This window comes from Pontibacter russatus, assembly GCF_009931655.1.
GTDB classification, from domain to species: domain Bacteria; phylum Bacteroidota; class Bacteroidia; order Cytophagales; family Hymenobacteraceae; genus Pontibacter; species Pontibacter russatus.
This window is the reverse complement of record NZ_CP047984.1, coordinates 3,983,385-4,000,981: the sequence shown is the minus strand read 5'-3', so window position 1 is coordinate 4,000,981 and position 17,597 is coordinate 3,983,385. Positions and strand designations below refer to the sequence as shown.

Below are 17,597 nucleotides of genomic sequence, written 5' to 3'. Positions count from 1 at the left end.
ATATATGCTGTTGTGTTGTCTATGCACTGCATATATGGCAGCGCTATTTGAGGTAGGGTTAGTCAGCTCTTGTTGTTCTTAATGAGTGCTTTCAGTTCTTTATTGGATCTGGATGCCGTTTCTGATTTGTCGTAGATGGTCAGGAGCTAAACTGTGATCTCTCCGTCCGCTCCTTTCTCAACAGTACCGATTACTTCACTGTCTATATGAGTAATGACCCTTGCCCCGCCGCTTTTCCCCTTCCCTTTGCTTTTAATCGACAGTCTGATTTTATAGGAATCATTGCCTAAGGCTTATCCCAGGTGCGGATTTTCGGTAAGTTCTTTTTCAAGTGCCTCCAGTTCGCTAATCAGGGAGGGATATTTCTTTATGAGGTATTTTGCCCGCTTACTGAAGTTTTGGGTAATTCTAATCTCTACTTTCATCCAGAAAATCAGTCAGGGTTTGGAGTTCCTTGCCTGCTTTGCGGGCGTGTTCGACTTCAGTCATCGCTTCTTTAATCCCTGTAAGAATCTGGAATTTGTTGTTTAGCCTTTCGTATCGCTGGTTCAGTTCCTCCCATTGCTTGAAGGGCACAATGACTGATTTCTTACGTCCCTCATGGTCGACTATAAATTGGATCGGTGTTGCCATTCTCAAATTCCTTGATTCCTGCTTAAAGTTACGCATATTTACTTTCGCAGTTCTCTGTCCTGCTGTGCCATTACAGGGTAAGTTACCTGAAGTTTAGCAACTCCTGATTCTCTGTTTTAGCTTCTTCATTTGTCAGAAACTTTCCATTTCTTATTTGCTCCCTGGATTCTTCAACCCCTGCCACCTGCTCTGGCGCCAATTGAAAGATATCCTCATCTGCTCTTATTTCAAGAAGTCTGGTAACCTCCTGAAGAATTCTCACATCTATTGTGGATGAGATTTTCTTAATGAGCACTTCTTCTAGTTTTTACATTCACATTAACGTCTTTGTCTGCCGCGGCGTTTTCTTGGTTGACTAGCACAGGCTGTACGAGACGGAATTAGGTATGGTGCCTGTGCCGTGTTCGCAGAAGGTTTTCAACCAAGCTACTTCAATAATTTATGAGAAATTCATTTAGTACACCACGTGCTACAAAAACAGAATCTAAGAATAGTCTAGTTTCATTATTCTTGGTCACATACCAGGAAAAGTCTGATTTTCTTCCAGCGACCGCTTCAATTGTATAAACACCACAAACATCTTCCCCTATCCATTGCCCCCCTTCACTTTCTTTCACTGTACCACAATTCTCTCTGTTTATGATTCCTTTTGTCAATCCTTGTCCACAGTTACACCAATTAAGTATAAACTTATCGGCATTAGACTGTGGACTTGTATTTATAAACTTGATTTTAAGTATAGCTGTTGGGCTAATAGCATGATTGAAGATAGTACTTGCACCTTTGTTAAGAGTTGAAAGGGAGGCGTCTAAATAACCGTCTGCATATCCTTCTTTCTTATTATTTTCATTTATAGATATTTCCAGCCTTTGAGCTCCATTAAACACCTTAAGTTTGGCTTTATAATATCCATTTCTATCAGTAGTCGCCTTACCAACTGTTTTACGTTTACCATTAGAGATTATACCCATACCTGATGATGATTTGATAGCATCGACTCTAATTTCAACTCCTTCAATCGGTTGATTCGAGATATCATCAGTTATTTGTCCTTCAATGATGAAAATATCAACATCCTTCCTTTCGCAGGAACTGATTACTATCAATAGCGATATTAATAGTATCAAAAAATTGATTGTTTTCATTTTGATTCCTTTCAGGATAAATTTTGAATCAATTTGCGGCTATATACCCTATATAAGCCGCTATGACGTTTAACTGCACTATATATAAAAACCGTATATCTAGGCTTCCCTACCGAAACACCTTATTCGCGAATTGATAGAGAAGTAGAGCATTGCCTCCTAACCAATATAACTAGCATCGGCTCAAGCTCCTAATCAAATCAGCTATATATTCTTCTCCTATATAGGCAGTAAATAAACTGCTGCCATACCCTCTCCTGTCCTATATAAAGCGCCTGCTTCTCACAGCCGCCCGCTACCATGTTGGCGCAAAAATCGGTAACATTGCAGTCCTATCATCAACCCGACACATGCTCACGACCCTATTTTTAGCTGCCCTGTTAGCCACTGGCACTCCCGCACAAGACAAACCCGATTTAAAAACACCTTACGAAAAAGGAAACGGCAACCAGACCGCCACCTATGCGGAAGCCATGGACTGGTACCAGCGCCTGGACGCCGCCTACGAGGAAGTGAAGATGATGCCCTACGGCACTACCGATGCGGGCCGCCCGCTGCACCTCGTGGTGGTGTCAACGGACAGGGACTTTGACCCGGCCTCTATCCGGGAGAAGAACAAGCGCATTTTGCTTATCCAGAACGGCATTCATGCGGGGGAGCCGGAGGGCATTGATGCCACCATGCTGCTGGTGCGCGACTACCTGCAGGACAAGAAACGACGCAAACAACTGGACAATGTGGTGCTGGCCATCATCCCGGTATATAACATCGGCGGGGCGCTGAACCGCAACAGCCACACCCGCACCAACCAGAACGGCCCTGAGGGCTACGGCTTCCGGGGCAACGCCCGCAACCTCGACCTGAACCGCGACTATATCAAAACCGACTCCCGCAATGCCCAGACCTTTCACGAAATTTTCAGGGAGTGGGACCCGGATGTGTTCATGGACAACCACACCTCCAACGGCGCCGATTACCAGCACGTGATGACGCTGATAGCGACGCAGCACAACAAACTCAACCCTATACTGGCCAAGTATTTGAATGGCAAAATGTTGCCTACGCTCTATGCGGGCATGAAGCAGGACAAGTTCCCGATGGTACCCTATATGAACCACGCAGGCGACACGCCGGACGAAGGCATTATTGGGTTTATGGAATCGCCGCGCTACGCCACGGGTTATACCACGCTCTATAACACCATCGGCTTTGTGCCCGAAACGCATATGCTGAAGCCCTTCTACCAGCGCGTGCAGGCAACCTATAAGCTGATGGAGAACATGATAGAAACGGTACACCGCGACGCGAAAGAGATTGGCGAACTGCGCGCGCAGGCAAAGCAGCAGACCCTGCAGCAGCAAAAATTTCCGCTCGACTGGAAGCTGGACACTACGAAGGTCAGCCAGATTCCGTTTCTGGGCTATGAGGCCAAATACAAGCCAAGCGAGGTCAGCGGCCTCGACCGCCTGTATTACGACCGGAAGTCGCCGTACAGCCGGATGATCAACTACTACAATGAATTTACGCCGACCGTGACGGTGGAAAAGCCTGTCGCCTATATCATTCCGCAGGCCTGGCACGAGGTGATTGCGCGCCTGAAGACGGATAAAGTAAAGCTGCAGCAACTGCAAAAAGACACCACCTTCACCTTGGACACCTACTATATAACCGACTACAAAACAGGCCAGCGACCGTATGAGGGTCATTATTTACATACGGATGTGCAGGTGGCGACCAAGCGCATGCCGCGCAAGTTCTTCAAAGGGGATTACGTGGTGTATATGAACCAACCTGCCAACCGCTTTCTGGTGGAGGTCCTCGAGCCGCAGGCCGTGGACTCTTACTTTAACTGGAACTTCTTCGACTCCATCCTGATGCAGAAAGAGCACTTTTCGAACTATGTGTTCGAGGACCTGGCGGCGGAGTACCTGAAGCAAGACCCGGCGCTGCGCCAGCAACTGGAGGCCCGCAAAAAGCAGGACCCGGACTTTGCCAAAGACGCCCGCACCCAGCTCGATTTTATATATAAAAACACGCCGCACTACGAGTACACGCACCTGATGTACCCGGTGGGCAGGCTGATGCAGGATATAAAGCTGCCGCTGTAAAGCAGAAGAGCCACCCATATAGGTGGCTCTTTTAAATTTATATGCGCTCTGAGTAGGCTATACGTCCACTGAATCGTACACCACCACTTTTTCCCAAAGGTTTGAATAATTCTCGACAAACTTCAGATGCACGGGGTGCGTCTGGTAGATTTCCTGGTCTTCGAGGTTGTCGAAAAACAGCAGCCACGACACCTGGTATCCGCGCTCGATGACATCGCGGTTGGTGGTGGCGGGCTCCCCGATGCGCGCCAGGCGGATGGGCTTGATTTTTTTCAGGGTGGTGAGGCCTTCTATCAGCTTGGCTTTGTCTTCGGCAGAGTCCGGGTTTTTGAGCCAGAAGTATACGTGATGCACAAAATCACCTTTCTTGTTCGCTTTGCTTTTAGCTGACGCAGGCATCAGGCCAAAGAAACCGGCAAGCGAAAAGGCGGTCGCGTTACCGAGGAACAGTCGTCTGGATTGTTTTTTCATATATGGGGTCCTTGTTTTAGCTGAGTTGAAAAGGAGTATATGCGCTGTTTGAATTTTGTTCGCTTTACCTCCCCGTGAATGGCCGCGGAAGGTAAGCATTTATCCCGAAATCAGCTCAACAGCATTCGGCCTGGGGCAGTAGCGCCCGCAAATGCTGTGCAAAGGTAGTTGCAAACAGCCTATTTCCGCACGAAAAAGGGATATAAAGTGGCCAGTTCTTCGTAAGCCGCCTCTACTTCCGCCGGAATCTCCACGGCCGTGATAAAGCCGCTGCCCCTGGGGCCGTAGCCGTTGGCGTCGTTCCGGAGCCGTGGTATTTCACCCATCACCAAAGAGAGGAACCTGTCTATCCCGCAGAACTCGCTGTGGGCCTCGTTTGCGAAGGCGAAAGCTCCTTCCTTCAGTTGCAGCAGCGGCACAAAGGCCGCATAACTGATAAACTGCACTTCCGCCTGTTGCCACACATTCTCAAAAGAGGCCTGCGTGCGGCGCTGCAGCACCGGGTCCTGCAGCAGCAGCAAGGTTTTTGGATGCTTCTGCAGCCTCTCCAGCACCTTGCGGGCCTCCGTGGCGTTGCCGCCGCAGTTAGTGGACTGGTTCTCCAGAATGATCTCGCCCGGTTGCATCCCCAGGTATTTTACCAGAATATCCTGCAGCATATCTGCCTCGGGCCTGCCTCCCACGTCCACATTGTTGTAAACCGGGTGCCGGCGGATGTTGCGCTCCAGGAAATGCGTGGAGTGGCCGATGCCGCCACAAATCATCAGTTCCTTTGCCAGCCCCTCCCGGTAGGCCACGGCCGCCTGCTCCGCCACATATAAACTGCTGTTGCCGAGCAAAATCAACAGGTCGGCCTGCGGGATGCTATATATAGCCTGCAGTTCCTGCGCCGTAAGGCTGCTGATGTCGCGCTTCGCCAGGAAGGGGATGAGGAGGTTGAACAGGGAGACGTGGTGTTGATTTGGCTGCATGGTAAAGTGATATAATTTTGCCTACGCTGAGAACCGTCGTTCATCCTATTGGAATAACTTCTTCTTAGTTCTATAGCCTGTTTTGGTGCTCTCAGGCCGAGTGGCCTCCCCGAAATGCTTCGGGGTAAACTACTTCCCCTTCGGCACCTTGTAACAGAAGCTGCCGGGGGTAGGGGGCCTCTATTTCGTTTCCTGCCAGGGGTTGGGGCCCCTTGTCAAGACGGCTGCCGCTCCCGCGGCACCGGGAACTCTCGGAACAGAGGGCCCCTACCCCCAGCAGCGCCTCCCGGAAAAACTGGAAGAGCTTTCACTCCGGGCAGAACTAGAAGTGTCGCTTGCTTGAGTAATTTACCCATCATCATAAATCATGAACTTCTTTAGAGGTTCGGGTAAAGTAGCATTAAAATTATGTCTTACACTTCGCGCAGCACGTAGCAGCCGACTTTCTCGGGGTGGTCCTGCACGAGGTCGGTGGCGTGGCAGTGGCGCAGCATCCAGAGCACCAGCATGTCGCCGGCGGCGGCCAGCGTGAAAAACAGCCCGAAGGAAAACACCCACGGATTGCCCCAGATAACCCCCACCACGGCAGGCAGTATGCCCATCACGAGGCCCGGCATCATCCCACCCAGCACATAGGGCCGCAGCGGCAACACCTCCTCGCAATGGCAATAGGGCGTGAGCGCTTTCCAGTACACCCCGTACCTGATGGACTTGATGCCGCGCCTGCAGAAGGCGGCCCAGGTAAGGCCGTGCAGCAACTCGTGCACCACCGCTCCCGGTATAAACACCAGCATCATCAGGAAAGGCAGCAACAGGATACGGGCCCCATGCGTCTTCGCCAGGCCTGCTATGGTTTCGGAAGAGAACTGCTCCGGCCACAGCCATATATAGGGCACGAGCAGCAGCACCATCACCGGAAAGGCAAAAGCCAGCGCCTTCCAATTCGCCTCGGCGGCTGTCACGGAAAGCTCGATGCGCTGATGTGAATCTGTGCCCATGCCTCTTTCGCTATATATGGTTTAATGACCTGTAACGGCCTTAAAACAACTTCCGGAGGTCTGCGAACTGGTCTATATGGGGCACATCTGCTGCTACCTCGCCAAAACCGTACCGGGCATATACAAACGGCACCCCGGCCAGCTGGCTCGCTTCGTAGTCGCCTTTGGTGTCGCCCACATATACCGCTGATTTCAGATTGTTGCGCCGGATGATGTCTTTGATGTTCTCGCCCTTGGGCTTGTGGAAATCCCCGAAGCAGCCGTGGTCGGTGAAGAAGCGCTGCATGTTGTGGTACTCCAGGAAAATATCGATGTAGCCCACCTGGCAGTTGCTCACAATAAAGAGTTGGTGTTTCTGTTGCAGGTAAGTCAGCGTCTCCTCCAGCCCCTCGTATAAAATCCCGCCCTCCGCTTTCAGGTGCCGGAGCTCTTCTTCGGCGCAAAGGCCCATCAGCTCCTGCCGCTGGTTTTCATTCAGGTTCGGGAACAGCTTGTCGTATATGGCATTGTAGGGCATGCCTGTGATGGCGCGGACATCCTCCTGCGTCACGGTGCGGTCTATGTAGTCGAGTTTGCTGATGGAGGTCTGCCAGGCATCGGCCACCGCCTGCGTCGAGTCCCACAACGTGCCGTCGAGGTCGAATATGATTCCGTCTGTTTGTTGGTTCATGTGTTTTATATATGGCAGGCTTTTCTCTATATATGATGCGTGCCTGCCGGTTTAATATGCTGTTTCGTTCTGCAAAGATAAGGTATAATTCAGAAGGCGGCCGCTGGTTTTAGTGTATCAGAAGGGGTAAATCATCCCCCTCACCTCCTTCAAAGGGGGACGAAAGTGCCCACCATTATATATGAAGCACCAGTTCCCGCAGCTTGTCGGCATTGAAGACGGCGTTGCCGAGGATGGTGTTGTTGAAGAAGACCCATACCTGCTTCCCGTCCAGCAGCCAGTCGTGTACCATATAGGCGTAGCGCTCCAGTTGCTCGTCGGTGTAGGCGGAGGCATATAGCTTTTCGTCGCCGTGGAGGCGCAGGTACACGGTATCGGTGGTGGTTGTTTCGAGGCCGGGGAAGCGCTTGCCAGCGCTCGTGATCACCCACGTGATGGCGTGCTCCTGCAGCAGTTCCTGCGCCTGCTCCGTAAACCACGACTTGTGCCGCGCCTCCAGCGCAAAAACGGCGTTAGGGCACTTCCCGCGGAGCATCCCGAAAAAATCCGCCGCCACGCCAAAGTCGAAGTGCAGGCTGCCGGGCAACTGCACCAGCACCGGCCCCAGCCGCTCCCCCATTGCCAGGAAGCGCGACATAAACTTCTCCACCGGCTCCTCGGCGTCCACGAGGCGCCGCTTGTGCGTCACTTCCTGGTGCATTTTGGCCGCAAATTTAAACGAGGGTGGTGTCTCCGCCAGCCACTTCTCAATGGTCTTTGCCATCGTGAAATGGTAGAAGCTGCTGTTGAGTTCGGTGGTGTTAAAGCGCGTGGCGTAGTAGCCCAGCCGCTCCGCTGATTTCAAATCCTCCGGGTAAAAAACGCCCTGCCAGCGGTAGCTCCAGCCCGAGGTGCCTATATATAGCTTGTCGTGTAGTGCCATGGTAAGGACAGTACGCAAACCGGCGGCCCTTGTGTTTATTCCGGCAGAATGCTTTTATTTGCATCACCTGATTTATATAGGCAGGTAAAGCTGTAAAGCAGCAGATATAAACCGACGCACGCGTGGCAGACATACTGGAAATAAACTCCCTCTCCAAACGCTACGGCTCCCTCCAGGCCGTGGACCGGCTTTCGATACACGTGGGGCAGGGCAGCATCTATGGCCTGCTGGGGCCGAACGGCAGCGGCAAAACCACCACGCTGGGCATGGTGCTGGACGTGATTTGGCCCAGCGCGGGCAGTTTCTACTGGTTCGGGCAGCCCATCAGCCGCGACACGAAGCGCCGCGTGGGCGCCCTGCTCGAAACACCCAACTTCTACCCCTATCTCAGCGCGCAAAAGAACCTGCAGCTTGTTGCCGATGTAAAAGGCGCAGGCTACGGCAAAATCGATCCGGTGCTGCGACTGGTGGGGCTGGAGCAGCGGAAGCGCAGCCCTTTCAAAGGCTTTTCGCTGGGCATGAAGCAGCGGCTGGCCATTGCCGCCGCCTTGCTGAACGACCCGGAGGTCCTGGTGCTGGACGAGCCCACCAACGGCCTGGACCCCGAGGGCATTGCCGAGGTGCGCGAACTGATTCTGAAAATAGCCGCCGAAGGCAAGACCATCATCCTGGCCAGCCACCTGCTGGATGAGGTGGAAAAAGTGTGTACGCATGTGGCCGTGCTGCAGCAAGGCGTGCTGCGCGCGGAAGGCCCGGTCAACACCATTCTCTCGGACAAAGACCAGATTATCCTGGGCGCGACCGACACCGCCCGCGTGCTGGAAGTGCTGCAGCAACTCCCTTTCGTGGACACGTACTGGGCAGAGCGCGACCTCGTGTACCTGACGCTGCAGGACGGCTACAGCAGCATGGATGTGAACAGAGCCATGTTTGAGGCGGGCATTGTGCTTTCGCAGCTCACGGTGCGCCGCAAGAGCCTGGAGGCGCAGTTCCTGGAAATCATAAAACAGCAAGCCTGATGAACCTACTCCGCATAGAGTTGCATAAAATTCTGCCTTACCGCACAGTGTGGGTGATACTGGCCATATATGCCCTGCTGCTGTTGCTGATTCTGTATGCCAGCAGCAAAGTCACCGTCAATGGCAGCGAGCTGGGGGAGGAGATGTACGGCCTGCCCGCCTTCTGGCGCTACCTGACCTATATCGCCAGCTTTTTCAACCTGCTGTTCGGCATTCTGGTCATTGTGCTGGTGTCGGATGAATACAGCTTCCGGACGCTGCGGCAACAGGTCATCGACGGCCTCTCGCGGGCCGACCTGGTGCTGGCCAAATTCTACGTGGTGCTAGCGCTGGGCGTTTTCGGCACGGTTTTCCTGCTCCTGCTGGGTCTGTACTTCGGGCTGCTCCACAGCACCGACCGCTCCTGGAGCGCCATCTTCGGCCAGATAGACGCGCTCTCCTACTACTTTGTGCAGGCGGTGGGCTATATGACGCTGGCCATGCTGTTCGGGTTTCTCATCAAAAAAAGCGGGCTGGCCATTATCGCATTTATGGCCTACGCCAAAATCGTGGAGCCGCTCCTGCATTTCCGGTTACCTGACGAAGTGGACAAGTACATGCCGATGAAGGTGTTGGGAAGCCTCACGCCCATGCCCGGCCAGGAGATGCTGGACCAGCTGACGACGCCCACCGAGCTGCTCTCTCCCGCCTGGGCTGTGTTGCCGGCCATTGGCTATATCGTTCTGTTCTGTCTGCTGAGTTACTACACCCTCAGGCTCCGCGACTTATAGGCCCTGCCGCCTATAGCGAGTTGAAGTAATTCACGATGGCGATGAGCTTGTAGGGCCGGTCATAGTCCAGGCTGTGCTCTTTCACGTAGTCCTTCACCTCCCTCGATTTGTCGCCAAACAGTTTGTGCAGGTCTTTGCGCACTTTCTGCAGCGTCACAATTTCCCCGTCAGGCAGCAGTATATAGTAAAACTCATACGGCTCACCCATAGCGGCAAAGGTCACTGGCAAAGAGGCGCCGCGCTGGCTGTAAAGGTTTGTTGGGTGGCCTGGCTCTTCGTACCGGGCAAACTGCCGCCGCAGCAGCGTGAACGGCCCCTGGTTCAGCTGCTCAAAAAAGGTTGGTTTCTTAAAGTCGGAGCCTTTTCGCCCCATATCCCAGCGCAAAGACCTGAACAGGTAAGTACGGCCGCTGGGCTGGTCCTGCCCCACAAAGTACTGCACGTTCACCGGCGTGAAAGAATGGATGCCGCCGTCCTCTTGCTGTACGCTTACCACATCCTGCGATCGGTAAAAAGCCAGCGGGCCATATAGGATGTCGCCGTCCGTCAGCACTACTTTCCCGATAGGCCACTGCTGCACCTCCTGGCCGGAAACCTGCTGCCCCCGCGCATTTAGCGAGACACCAACCGCGAAAACCAACATGCCCATCATCGCTATATATGTTTTCATGTTAAAAATGGTTTTAATGGTACAATTTATTAACCGGTATCCGGGTTGCCCCGGCTCCTTTCTTTTGTATGCGCGCTGGCCCTAAAAAGTTGCTAACGCATTGACATTAAGTATATAAACACAGAAAAATAAACCTACTGCTATTATACAGTGCCATATAGCCGACGTATAAACAGGAAAAAACATTGAAGCCTTTCACAAAGTCTAAAGCAGAGCTGGTACTATTATCAAACAGGTTTTGCTGATTAGGTTTTGCGTAAAACTTAAACCCACCCCTACCCACTCCAAGGAGGGGAATTTCCAGTAGGAGTTTAAAATTGAGCTTGAACGAACCGGCTGATATGGGTATGAGAGGTGATTTTTGTTACAGCCATTTAAATAAATACAGCCCATGCATAATCAGCCGCTTACTCTGAGGAAGGGAGGAAAGGCCAGATAAAAAGCGCCCTTCCTGGAGACAGGAACCCTCTACAAGGGCAAGGAAGTGCAGGGTGGTTCGATTTACTTGCAGAGCGGGTATGCAAAAGAGATGGCTGATTTTGATATTATGCCAACAGCGCTCACCTGAAAAGAAAAATCCTGAGTAGCGGCGGGTTCTCGCGTTTACTCAGGATTTCGTTATTTATAATTCGTGTTGGTCTGGTGCTTGATGGTGACGTCCTTCAGGATTTCGTGTCCCAACTTGTCGCGCTTGGTGGTGAGGTAGCGCTGGTTGTGCTGGTTCGGCGATATTTCAATGGGCACCCGGTCCACAATCTCCAGGCCATAGCCCATCAGGCCGGAGCGCTTCTTGGGGTTGTTGGAAATCAGCCGCATCTTCGTCACGCCGAGGTCGCGCAGAATCTGGGCCCCTACGCCGTAGTCGCGCTCGTCCATGCCGAAGCCCAGTTCCAGGTTCGCCTCTACCGTGTCGCGGCCCTGCTCCTGCAGTTTGTAGGCTTTCAGCTTGTTTATCAGTCCGATGCCGCGGCCTTCCTGGTTCATATACACCACTACCCCTTTGCCTTCCCGCTCAATCATCCGCATGGCCTCGTGCAGTTGCGGGCCGCAGTCGCAGCGGCACGAGCCGAAAATATCGCCGGTCACGCATGAAGAATGCACCCGCACCAGAATCGGCTCGCCTTCCTCCCAGGTGCCCTTTACCAGCGCCAGGTGCTTGGCCCCGTTGCTGCGCTGCGTAAAGGCATACAGGTCGAAGTTGCCGTAGTCCGTCGGCATCTGCACCGCAATTTCACGGTCTATCAGGCTCTCTTTCTTCAGGCGGTACTTTATCAGGTCTTTAATCGAGATGAGCTTCAGGTCGAAGCGGTCTGCCACCTGGAAGAGATCCGGGAGGCGGGCCATCGAGCCGTCCTCGTTCATGATCTCCACCAGCACACCGGCCGGGGCCAGTCCGGCCAGGCGCGCCAGATCCACGGCTGCCTCGGTGTGGCCGGCACGGCGAATAACCCCCTCTTTCTTGGCCTTCAGGGGGAAGATATGCCCGGGCTTACCCAGGGAGTGCGGGTCTGTCTCAGGGTCTACCAGCGCCTTAATGGTTTTGGCGCGGTCAGAGGCGGAGATGCCGGTGGTGCAGCCGTGCCCGATCAGGTCGACGGACACGGTGAAGGGCGTGGCGTGCAGGGCCGTGTTGCGCCCCACCATCAGTTCCAGCCCCAGTTCCTCGCAGCGCTCTTCGGTGAGCGGCGCGCAGATGAGGCCGCGGCCGTGGGTGGCCATGAAGTTGACGATTTCGGGGGTGATTTTCTCGGCGGCGCATATAAAGTCGCCTTCGTTCTCGCGGTCGTCGTCGTCCACCACTATCACCACTTTGCCCTGGCGTATATCCTCGATAGCGGACTCGATGGCATCCAGCGGCCTGAGATCGGTATTTATATTGGAATCCATGCTGTTTCTGTTGTGCCTGTGCTGCCTCTTCTATATAGGTGGCAGCAGCGAAGCTTGTTGTATTTCCGTAAAGCAGCGCAAAATTAGGAAGTTTACGCCGCTTTCCCTTTTTTATTTGAACAACAGTTTTGAGCCGGATTTAGTTGAGGATGATGAAGCTTATATAGGAGATTAGCCCTGACCTCGCAGCGTGCGCATCTGCCCTGAAGCATTTCAGGGCAGATGCGAGCGTCTGCTATATATAGCAAAGCTTCTGATGTCAGACGCTCGCGGGACCTTTGGACACCGCGAGGTCTTTGAAATCGGCTTTCTTACCCCCTCTCCTGTTTTTAGGAGAGGGCCGGGGAGAGGTAATTTACCTGTTCACCACAATGCCGAGCATATCGCCCAACTGGCAGTGGAGGGTTTTGAGGTTGCGGATAAACATGAGCTGCTGGACCTGCTCCTGCGGGTCTGTGACGAGGCGCAGTTTCTCCATCTCCCCTTTTATCATCAGTTCCACGTTGCGCCACTTCAGGCGCAGCACCGCCCGCTCCGCACCATATGGCAGAAGGTCGGTTTCAGTGGGCACGAAAATCTGGTGCGTTTGCCAGTTGTGGCTCAGCTCGTGCGGGTCTGAGAGCAGGTTGGTGGCCTCGCTTCGTATTTCCTGGTCGGGGTGGTTGATAAAATCCTCGATTGTAGCCAGGTTGCCGTCGCACAGCTTGTCTTTTATCAGCTCCATCAGGCGGGCGTACAGCGGCGTCCGGAACTCCACGTCCTCCAACTGCTCCAGCATATACTGGCAGGTGTTCAGGCCGTCCTCCAGCACACGGTCGGGGTAGTTGAGCAGCATCCGCACAATCTCGCGCTCGTAGCGCCGCAGCAAATCCACATCCGACACCGGCTTCTCGGGCACTATTTCGGCGGGCGGAGGAGAAATAATCTCATCCGGAAGGCTCTGCTGCGGCTGCTGCAGCTGCATTTTGTTGTACTCCGAGATCAGCACCTGCTCATCTATATCGAAGATAAGGCTGCAGCTCCGGAAGAACACAGAGCGCTTGATCGCGTCCGGGACTTTGGCGATGGAGGCCACTATCTCCCGGATTGCCTCAGCCTTCTTTACCGGGCTGCCTTTGGTCTCGGCGGCATATAGGCTGGTTTTGAAGGATATAAAATCCTGCGCGTGCTCTTTTATATAGCCTTTGAAAGCCGTGTCGCCCACTTTCTGGATATAAGAATCCGGGTCCTCCCCTTCCGGGAACGTCACCACCTCCACGTTCAGGCCGCTCTCCAGGATCAGGTCGATGCCGCGCAGCGAGGCTTTGATACCGGCGGCGTCGCCGTCGTACAGCACCGTGATGTTCTGGGTATAGCGCCCGATGAGCTTGATCTGGCCTTCGGTGAGCGAGGTGCCCGAGGAGGCCACCACGTTCTCGATGCCGCCCTGGTGCAGCGACAGCACATCGAGGTAGCCCTCCACCATATAGCACACGTCCTGCATCCGGATGGCCTGCTTCGCCTGGAACAGGCCGTACAGCACATTGCTCTTGTGGTATATATCGGACTCCGGGGAGTTGAGGTACTTTGGGCTTTTCTTGTCGTTCGTCTTCAGGGTACGGGCGCCGAAGCCCACCACACGCCCCGACACGTTGTGGATCGGGAACATGACGCGGCCCCGGAAACGGTCGTACTTTTTGCCGTCTTCCTTCACGATGGTGAGGCCGGTGGCTTCCAGGTATTTTTGCTGATACCCTGCTTTCACGGCGGCATCTGTCAGGTCCGTCCACTCATCCACGCTGTAGCCGAGCTCAAACTTATTGATGGTGCTGGCGCTCATGCCGCGGTGCTTCAGGTACGACATCCCGATACCGCCCTGCTCGTGCTGATGCAGGTTGTGCTGGAAATGCTTGTTGGCGAATTCAGAAACGATGAAAAGGCTGTCGCGCTCGCTCTGCTCTTTGGCGTACTCCGGGTTCGGGTGCTCCTCCGGTATCTCGATGCTGTACTTCTTGGCCAGGTACTTGATCGCCTCCGGGAAGCTGGTGCCCTCCACGTCCATGATAAACTGCACCGAGTTACCTGCCTTGCCGCAGCCGAAGCATTTATATATACCTTTTGCCGGCGAAACAGAAAAAGAAGGCGACTTCTCGTGGTGGAAAGGGCAGCAGGCCCACAGGTTCTGGCCCTTCTTCTTCAGCGACACAAAATCGCCCACCACCTCCGTAATATCGGCCTGCGCCAGCACTTGGTCAACAACTTCTTTCGGGATCAGGGACATGGGCAAAGGGATAAGCGGAAGACAAAGATAAGGCTTGCGGGGAATTTTGAATAACTGAATTTTGAGTGACTGAATACCTGATCAGGAATTCAAAAATAATCAAGCACCTATTGATCTTTAACCCATTTTGCCATCCTGAAAGTGGCACATCCAGAACTTGATTCGGGGGAACCTGGTGGCAAACTATATAGGCCTCACCTCCTTGTTTACTATTCAGTTATTCAAAATTCCCTCATACAGCTTCAGGTTCTCGGCGTCGAAGCAAACAAAAACAATCCGCTGCAGGCTCGTATCATTGTCTTTTAAAAAATCCTTCACTGCCTGCACCGCCACCTGCGCGGCTTGGGGTTTGGGGTAGCCGTATATGCCGGTGCTGATGTTGGGGAAGGAGATGCTCCGCAACTGCTTTTCGGAGGCAATGCGGAGGCTGTTATGGTAGCAATTGGCCAGCAGCTCCGGTTCCCCGTTGCGGCCGCCAGACCACACGGCGCCCACGGTGTGGATCACGTACTGTGCCGGCAGGTTGCCGCCTGTTGTGATAACGGCCTCCCCTGTATCACAGCCGCCCTGCCGCGCCCTAATCTGCCTGCACTCCTCCAGAATATCGGGGCCGCCCGCCCTGTGGATGGCGCCGTCCACACCGCCGCCGCCCAGCAGGCTGCTGTTTGCGGCGTTCACCACCGCGTCCACTTTTATTTTAGTAATATCACCCTGTTGTACTTCTATTATTGTCTCTGCCATGGCCTGTCGCTTTTTCTTTCAATTACGGCAAAAAACTGCCAGGGGCGGAGAAATTGCTATAATCGTGCCGAGTTCATCCAGCGTATCACTCCCCTCACATCGTAATCTCAACCAGCCCGAAAACCACCTTGTCCCCATATATAGCCTGCGCTGCCGCTTTGTCCAGGAACCGGACGGCTTTTATTTGATCTTCCCGAAGCCTGCTGAGCTGGCTGCGCCTTTCTGAGAAAGAATGCACCAGTTTTCCGTTTACGGCGATGGGTATTTTATATTGGATGCCAATCTGCTGCACCTCCTCGTGTACCTGCCGGTATATATAGTTCTCGATGGCAAGGTCAGCAGATGATCTGACCATCACGCAGGGGCTGCCCGCCACCCCAAATTTCTCCAGCTTCTCGTTGCTGGCGGCCTGCTCAAAATGCGCAAGCTGCCTGCCGGGTATCTCAACAGTCGCGGGTGAAATCAAGCCGTCCACTATATGGGTGCAGGCCTTGTCATTCATGTTGATCGTCATATAGAATGTCTTTGCTTCCTGGGAGAACGCATTCGTGATGGATGCAAAAAAGAAGACGGAGAGTAATATACTGCTTTTCATTGGGCGTGACATATATGACCGAGGAAAATTACATATAGCGAGCGCAGCTGACCTTATGACCAGCCCGGCCTGCCTGGCGTTGCATTGGCACCTATATAATTTTAGATGGCGCCAGGGCCAAACTTATACAGGCGATGGCCTGTTACACTCTAAAGGCCTTGGCTTATGAATAGCGGTTTTTGTTCAGTATCTTTGCAGGGCGAATCCCAAAGCATTTATATATGGCTATTTCGAAAGAAGATATACTAAAAGCCCTCAGCTACGTGGAGGAGCCCGACCTGGGCAAAGACCTCGTGACGCTGAACATGGTGGAGAACGTGCAGGTGAATGGAAAGGAAGTAAGTTTCACCGTTATCCTCACCACGCCCGCCTGCCCCCTGAAAGACCTGATCCGCAACGCCTGCGTGACCGCCATCCACACGATGGTGGACAAAGAGGCCAACGTGACCGTGAACATGACCTCGCGCGTGACTTCGGGCCGCGGCGATACCTCCGAAGTGCTCAGAGGCGTGAAGAATATCATTGCGGTGGCGTCCGGCAAAGGCGGTGTCGGCAAGTCTACGGTTACCACCAACCTGGCTATTGCGCTGGCGCAGTCCGGTGCGCGGGTAGGCCTGATCGACGCGGATATCTCCGGCCCGTCCATCCCGACGATGTTCGGTGTGGAGCAGGAGCGCCCCCAGATGATCCAGGGCGACCACGGCAAGAACTACATCGTGCCGGTACAGCAGTATGGCGTGAAGATGATGTCGATCGGCTTCCTGACGCCCGCCGATGGCGCGGTGGTGTGGCGCGGCCCGATGGCCAGTTCTGCGCTGCGCCAGTTCATTTCTGATGTGGACTGGGGAGAACTGGACTACCTGCTGCTGGACATGCCTCCGGGCACTTCAGACATCCACCTGACCATGGTGCAGGCGCTGCCCGTTACAGGCGCCGTGATTGTGACCACGCCGCAAAAGGTGGCGCTGGCCGATGCGGTAAGGGGCCTGCAGATGTTCCGGCAGCCGCAGATAAACGTGCCAGTGCTTGGCGTTGTGGAGAATATGGCTTATTTTACACCTGCCGAGCTGCCGGATAACAAGTATTATATATTCGGAACGGGTGGCGGAAAAGCGCTTGCCGAGAAGTACGACGTGGCACTTCTGGGCCAGGTGCCGCTGGTGCAAAGCATCCGCGAGAGCGGCGATGCCGGAACTCCTGCGGTTTTACAGAACGATTCTGCGGCTTCGGGTGTTTTCAGAGAGTTGGCCCAGGCCGTGGCGCAGCAGGTGTCTGTCCGCAACGCTACCCTGTCCAAAACAAAACCAGTAGAAATCAAAACTTAAAGACAATGGCAGCCATAAACGTAGATCAAGATTTCATGCTCCGCATCGAAGGCGCCCTCGACCAGATAAGGCCCTACCTTGAAGCTGACGGGGGCAATGTAAAGGTGCTGGAGGTAACAGACGAGATGGTGCTGAAACTGGAACTGCTGGGCGCCTGCGGCTCCTGCCCCATGTCTACCATGACGCTGAAAGCCGGTGTGGAGCAGTCGGTGCTGAAGGCTGTGCCGGAGATAAGGGCCGTGGAGGCCATAAACGTACTGCCGTTGTCGGTGTAAAACCTTTCATTTATATATAAACAGCATGTGAGACGCGGGTGTGGTTCAGGCCATCCCCGCGTTTTTTGCGTTGCGCCCGCCAATCCTTTCCTTTGCATCTTCCGCTCACATCTGCCGCGTGGTTTGCTTTCCCATCC

Annotated in this window: 18 protein-coding genes; 5 read left to right on the top strand and 13 right to left on the bottom strand. The window is 53.8% G+C overall.

The features are described 5' to 3' along the window. Positions 1-408: 408 nt before the first annotated feature. From GSQ62_RS16610 to GSQ62_RS16600, 3 genes are all read right to left on the bottom strand, one after another. Positions 409-633, bottom strand: coding sequence for a hypothetical protein (locus GSQ62_RS16610; RefSeq protein ID WP_161890553.1), 225 nt, complete (start codon positions 631-633; stop codon positions 409-411). An 82-nt stretch (positions 634-715) separates the two neighbouring features. After that, positions 716-928 carry a hypothetical protein gene (locus GSQ62_RS16605; RefSeq protein ID WP_161890552.1) on the bottom strand — a complete coding sequence of 71 codons (213 nt, stop codon included), beginning with the start codon at positions 926-928 and terminating at the stop codon, positions 716-718. Between the two features lie 136 nt (positions 929-1,064). Beyond that, positions 1,065-1,778 (bottom strand): carboxypeptidase regulatory-like domain-containing protein, encoded by a 714-nt coding sequence (locus GSQ62_RS16600; RefSeq protein WP_161890551.1) that lies wholly within the window; start codon positions 1,776-1,778, stop codon positions 1,065-1,067. 350 nt (positions 1,779-2,128) lie between these two features. On the opposite strand from GSQ62_RS16600, the gene GSQ62_RS16595 reads away from it, so the two are divergent. After that, positions 2,129-3,886: a M14 family zinc carboxypeptidase gene (locus tag GSQ62_RS16595; protein WP_161890550.1), complete on the top strand. Its 1,758-nt coding sequence runs from the start codon at positions 2,129-2,131 to the stop codon at positions 3,884-3,886. A 57-nt stretch (positions 3,887-3,943) separates the two neighbouring features. On the opposite strand, the gene GSQ62_RS16590 is transcribed toward GSQ62_RS16595, so the two are convergent. The 5 genes from GSQ62_RS16590 to GSQ62_RS16570 all read right to left on the bottom strand — a co-directional run bounded on the left by GSQ62_RS16590 (position 3,944) and on the right by GSQ62_RS16570 (position 7,918). After that, positions 3,944-4,357, bottom strand: a complete 414-nt coding sequence (locus GSQ62_RS16590) for a Dabb family protein (protein ID WP_161890549.1) — start codon at positions 4,355-4,357, stop codon at positions 3,944-3,946. Between the two features lie 179 nt (positions 4,358-4,536). Beyond that, entirely contained in the window at positions 4,537-5,328 is a 792-nt protein-coding gene (locus GSQ62_RS16585) for a YdcF family protein (RefSeq protein WP_161890548.1), read from the bottom strand. Between the two features lie 413 nt (positions 5,329-5,741). Then, a complete protein-coding gene (locus tag GSQ62_RS16580; RefSeq protein WP_161890547.1) occupies positions 5,742-6,326 on the bottom strand; it encodes a DUF3267 domain-containing protein in 585 nt (194 codons plus the stop codon). A gap of 40 nt (positions 6,327-6,366) precedes the next feature. Further along, the gene (locus GSQ62_RS16575; RefSeq protein WP_161890546.1) at positions 6,367-6,996 is read right to left on the bottom strand and encodes an HAD family hydrolase; all 630 of its coding nucleotides are present in this window, start codon (positions 6,994-6,996) and stop codon (positions 6,367-6,369) included. Between the two features lie 175 nt (positions 6,997-7,171). Next, positions 7,172-7,918 carry a DUF72 domain-containing protein gene (locus tag GSQ62_RS16570; RefSeq protein ID WP_161890545.1) on the bottom strand — a complete coding sequence of 249 codons (747 nt, stop codon included), beginning with the start codon at positions 7,916-7,918 and terminating at the stop codon, positions 7,172-7,174. 122 nt (positions 7,919-8,040) lie between these two features. Here GSQ62_RS16570 and GSQ62_RS16565 point away from each other — a divergent pair, with 122 nt between their 5' ends. Then, positions 8,041-8,937: an ABC transporter ATP-binding protein gene (locus tag GSQ62_RS16565; RefSeq protein ID WP_161890544.1), complete on the top strand. Its 897-nt coding sequence runs from the start codon at positions 8,041-8,043 to the stop codon at positions 8,935-8,937. Continuing rightward, a complete protein-coding gene (locus tag GSQ62_RS16560) occupies positions 8,937-9,707 on the top strand; it encodes an ABC transporter permease (protein WP_161890543.1) in 771 nt (256 codons plus the stop codon). The genes GSQ62_RS16565 and GSQ62_RS16560 overlap by 1 nt, the downstream gene beginning before the upstream one ends. Before the next feature lie 10 nt (positions 9,708-9,717). Here GSQ62_RS16560 and GSQ62_RS16555 read toward each other — a convergent pair whose 3' ends face one another. The 5 genes from GSQ62_RS16555 to GSQ62_RS16535 all read right to left on the bottom strand — a co-directional run bounded on the left by GSQ62_RS16555 (position 9,718) and on the right by GSQ62_RS16535 (position 15,860). Continuing rightward, positions 9,718-10,377: a hypothetical protein gene (locus tag GSQ62_RS16555; RefSeq protein WP_161890542.1), complete on the bottom strand. Its 660-nt coding sequence runs from the start codon at positions 10,375-10,377 to the stop codon at positions 9,718-9,720. A 618-nt stretch (positions 10,378-10,995) separates the two neighbouring features. Beyond that, the gene (locus GSQ62_RS16550) at positions 10,996-12,264 is read right to left on the bottom strand and encodes a bifunctional 3,4-dihydroxy-2-butanone-4-phosphate synthase/GTP cyclohydrolase II (protein WP_161890541.1); all 1,269 of its coding nucleotides are present in this window, start codon (positions 12,262-12,264) and stop codon (positions 10,996-10,998) included. A 355-nt stretch (positions 12,265-12,619) separates the two neighbouring features. Continuing rightward, complete coding sequence (dnaG, locus tag GSQ62_RS16545; RefSeq protein WP_161890540.1) at positions 12,620-14,524, bottom strand: DNA primase; 1,905 nt, start codon at positions 14,522-14,524, stop codon at positions 12,620-12,622. Positions 14,525-14,737: 213 nt separating this feature from the next. Beyond that, the gene (locus GSQ62_RS16540; protein ID WP_161890539.1) at positions 14,738-15,265 is read right to left on the bottom strand and encodes an O-acetyl-ADP-ribose deacetylase; all 528 of its coding nucleotides are present in this window, start codon (positions 15,263-15,265) and stop codon (positions 14,738-14,740) included. A gap of 94 nt (positions 15,266-15,359) precedes the next feature. Further along, the gene (locus tag GSQ62_RS16535) at positions 15,360-15,860 is read right to left on the bottom strand and encodes a hypothetical protein (RefSeq protein WP_161890538.1); all 501 of its coding nucleotides are present in this window, start codon (positions 15,858-15,860) and stop codon (positions 15,360-15,362) included. A gap of 221 nt (positions 15,861-16,081) precedes the next feature. Between GSQ62_RS16535 and GSQ62_RS16530 the strand changes: the two genes are divergently transcribed. Together GSQ62_RS16530 and GSQ62_RS16525 are read left to right on the top strand one after the other, a co-directional pair. Continuing rightward, the gene (locus GSQ62_RS16530; protein WP_161890537.1) at positions 16,082-17,185 is read left to right on the top strand and encodes an Mrp/NBP35 family ATP-binding protein; all 1,104 of its coding nucleotides are present in this window, start codon (positions 16,082-16,084) and stop codon (positions 17,183-17,185) included. A gap of 5 nt (positions 17,186-17,190) precedes the next feature. Beyond that, the gene (locus tag GSQ62_RS16525; RefSeq protein ID WP_161890536.1) at positions 17,191-17,460 is read left to right on the top strand and encodes a NifU family protein; all 270 of its coding nucleotides are present in this window, start codon (positions 17,191-17,193) and stop codon (positions 17,458-17,460) included. Positions 17,461-17,597: the final 137 nt, after the last annotated feature.

Excerpts from the sequence above, each read along its gene's own strand:
- GSQ62_RS16610 (WP_161890553.1), bottom strand. The coding sequence starts at position 633 with ATGGCAACACCGATCCAATTTATAGTCGACCATGAGGGACGTAAGAAA.
- GSQ62_RS16600 (WP_161890551.1), bottom strand. The coding sequence starts at position 1,778 with ATGAAAACAATCAATTTTTTGATACTATTAATATCGCTATTGATAGTA.
- GSQ62_RS16595 (WP_161890550.1), top strand. The coding sequence starts at position 2,129 with ATGCTCACGACCCTATTTTTAGCTGCCCTGTTAGCCACTGGCACTCCC.
- GSQ62_RS16590 (WP_161890549.1), bottom strand. The coding sequence starts at position 4,357 with ATGAAAAAACAATCCAGACGACTGTTCCTCGGTAACGCGACCGCCTTT.
- GSQ62_RS16585 (WP_161890548.1), bottom strand. The coding sequence starts at position 5,328 with ATGCAGCCAAATCAACACCACGTCTCCCTGTTCAACCTCCTCATCCCC.
- GSQ62_RS16580 (WP_161890547.1), bottom strand. The coding sequence starts at position 6,326 with ATGGGCACAGATTCACATCAGCGCATCGAGCTTTCCGTGACAGCCGCC.
- GSQ62_RS16575 (WP_161890546.1), bottom strand. The coding sequence starts at position 6,996 with ATGAACCAACAAACAGACGGAATCATATTCGACCTCGACGGCACGTTG.
- GSQ62_RS16570 (WP_161890545.1), bottom strand. The coding sequence starts at position 7,918 with ATGGCACTACACGACAAGCTATATATAGGCACCTCGGGCTGGAGCTAC.
- GSQ62_RS16560 (WP_161890543.1), top strand. The coding sequence starts at position 8,937 with ATGAACCTACTCCGCATAGAGTTGCATAAAATTCTGCCTTACCGCACA.
- GSQ62_RS16555 (WP_161890542.1), bottom strand. The coding sequence starts at position 10,377 with ATGAAAACATATATAGCGATGATGGGCATGTTGGTTTTCGCGGTTGGT.
- GSQ62_RS16550 (WP_161890541.1), bottom strand. The coding sequence starts at position 12,264 with ATGGATTCCAATATAAATACCGATCTCAGGCCGCTGGATGCCATCGAG.
- dnaG (WP_161890540.1), bottom strand. The coding sequence starts at position 14,524 with ATGTCCCTGATCCCGAAAGAAGTTGTTGACCAAGTGCTGGCGCAGGCC.
- GSQ62_RS16540 (WP_161890539.1), bottom strand. The coding sequence starts at position 15,265 with ATGGCAGAGACAATAATAGAAGTACAACAGGGTGATATTACTAAAATA.
- GSQ62_RS16535 (WP_161890538.1), bottom strand. The coding sequence starts at position 15,860 with ATGAAAAGCAGTATATTACTCTCCGTCTTCTTTTTTGCATCCATCACG.
- GSQ62_RS16530 (WP_161890537.1), top strand. The coding sequence starts at position 16,082 with ATGGCTATTTCGAAAGAAGATATACTAAAAGCCCTCAGCTACGTGGAG.
- GSQ62_RS16525 (WP_161890536.1), top strand. The coding sequence starts at position 17,191 with ATGGCAGCCATAAACGTAGATCAAGATTTCATGCTCCGCATCGAAGGC.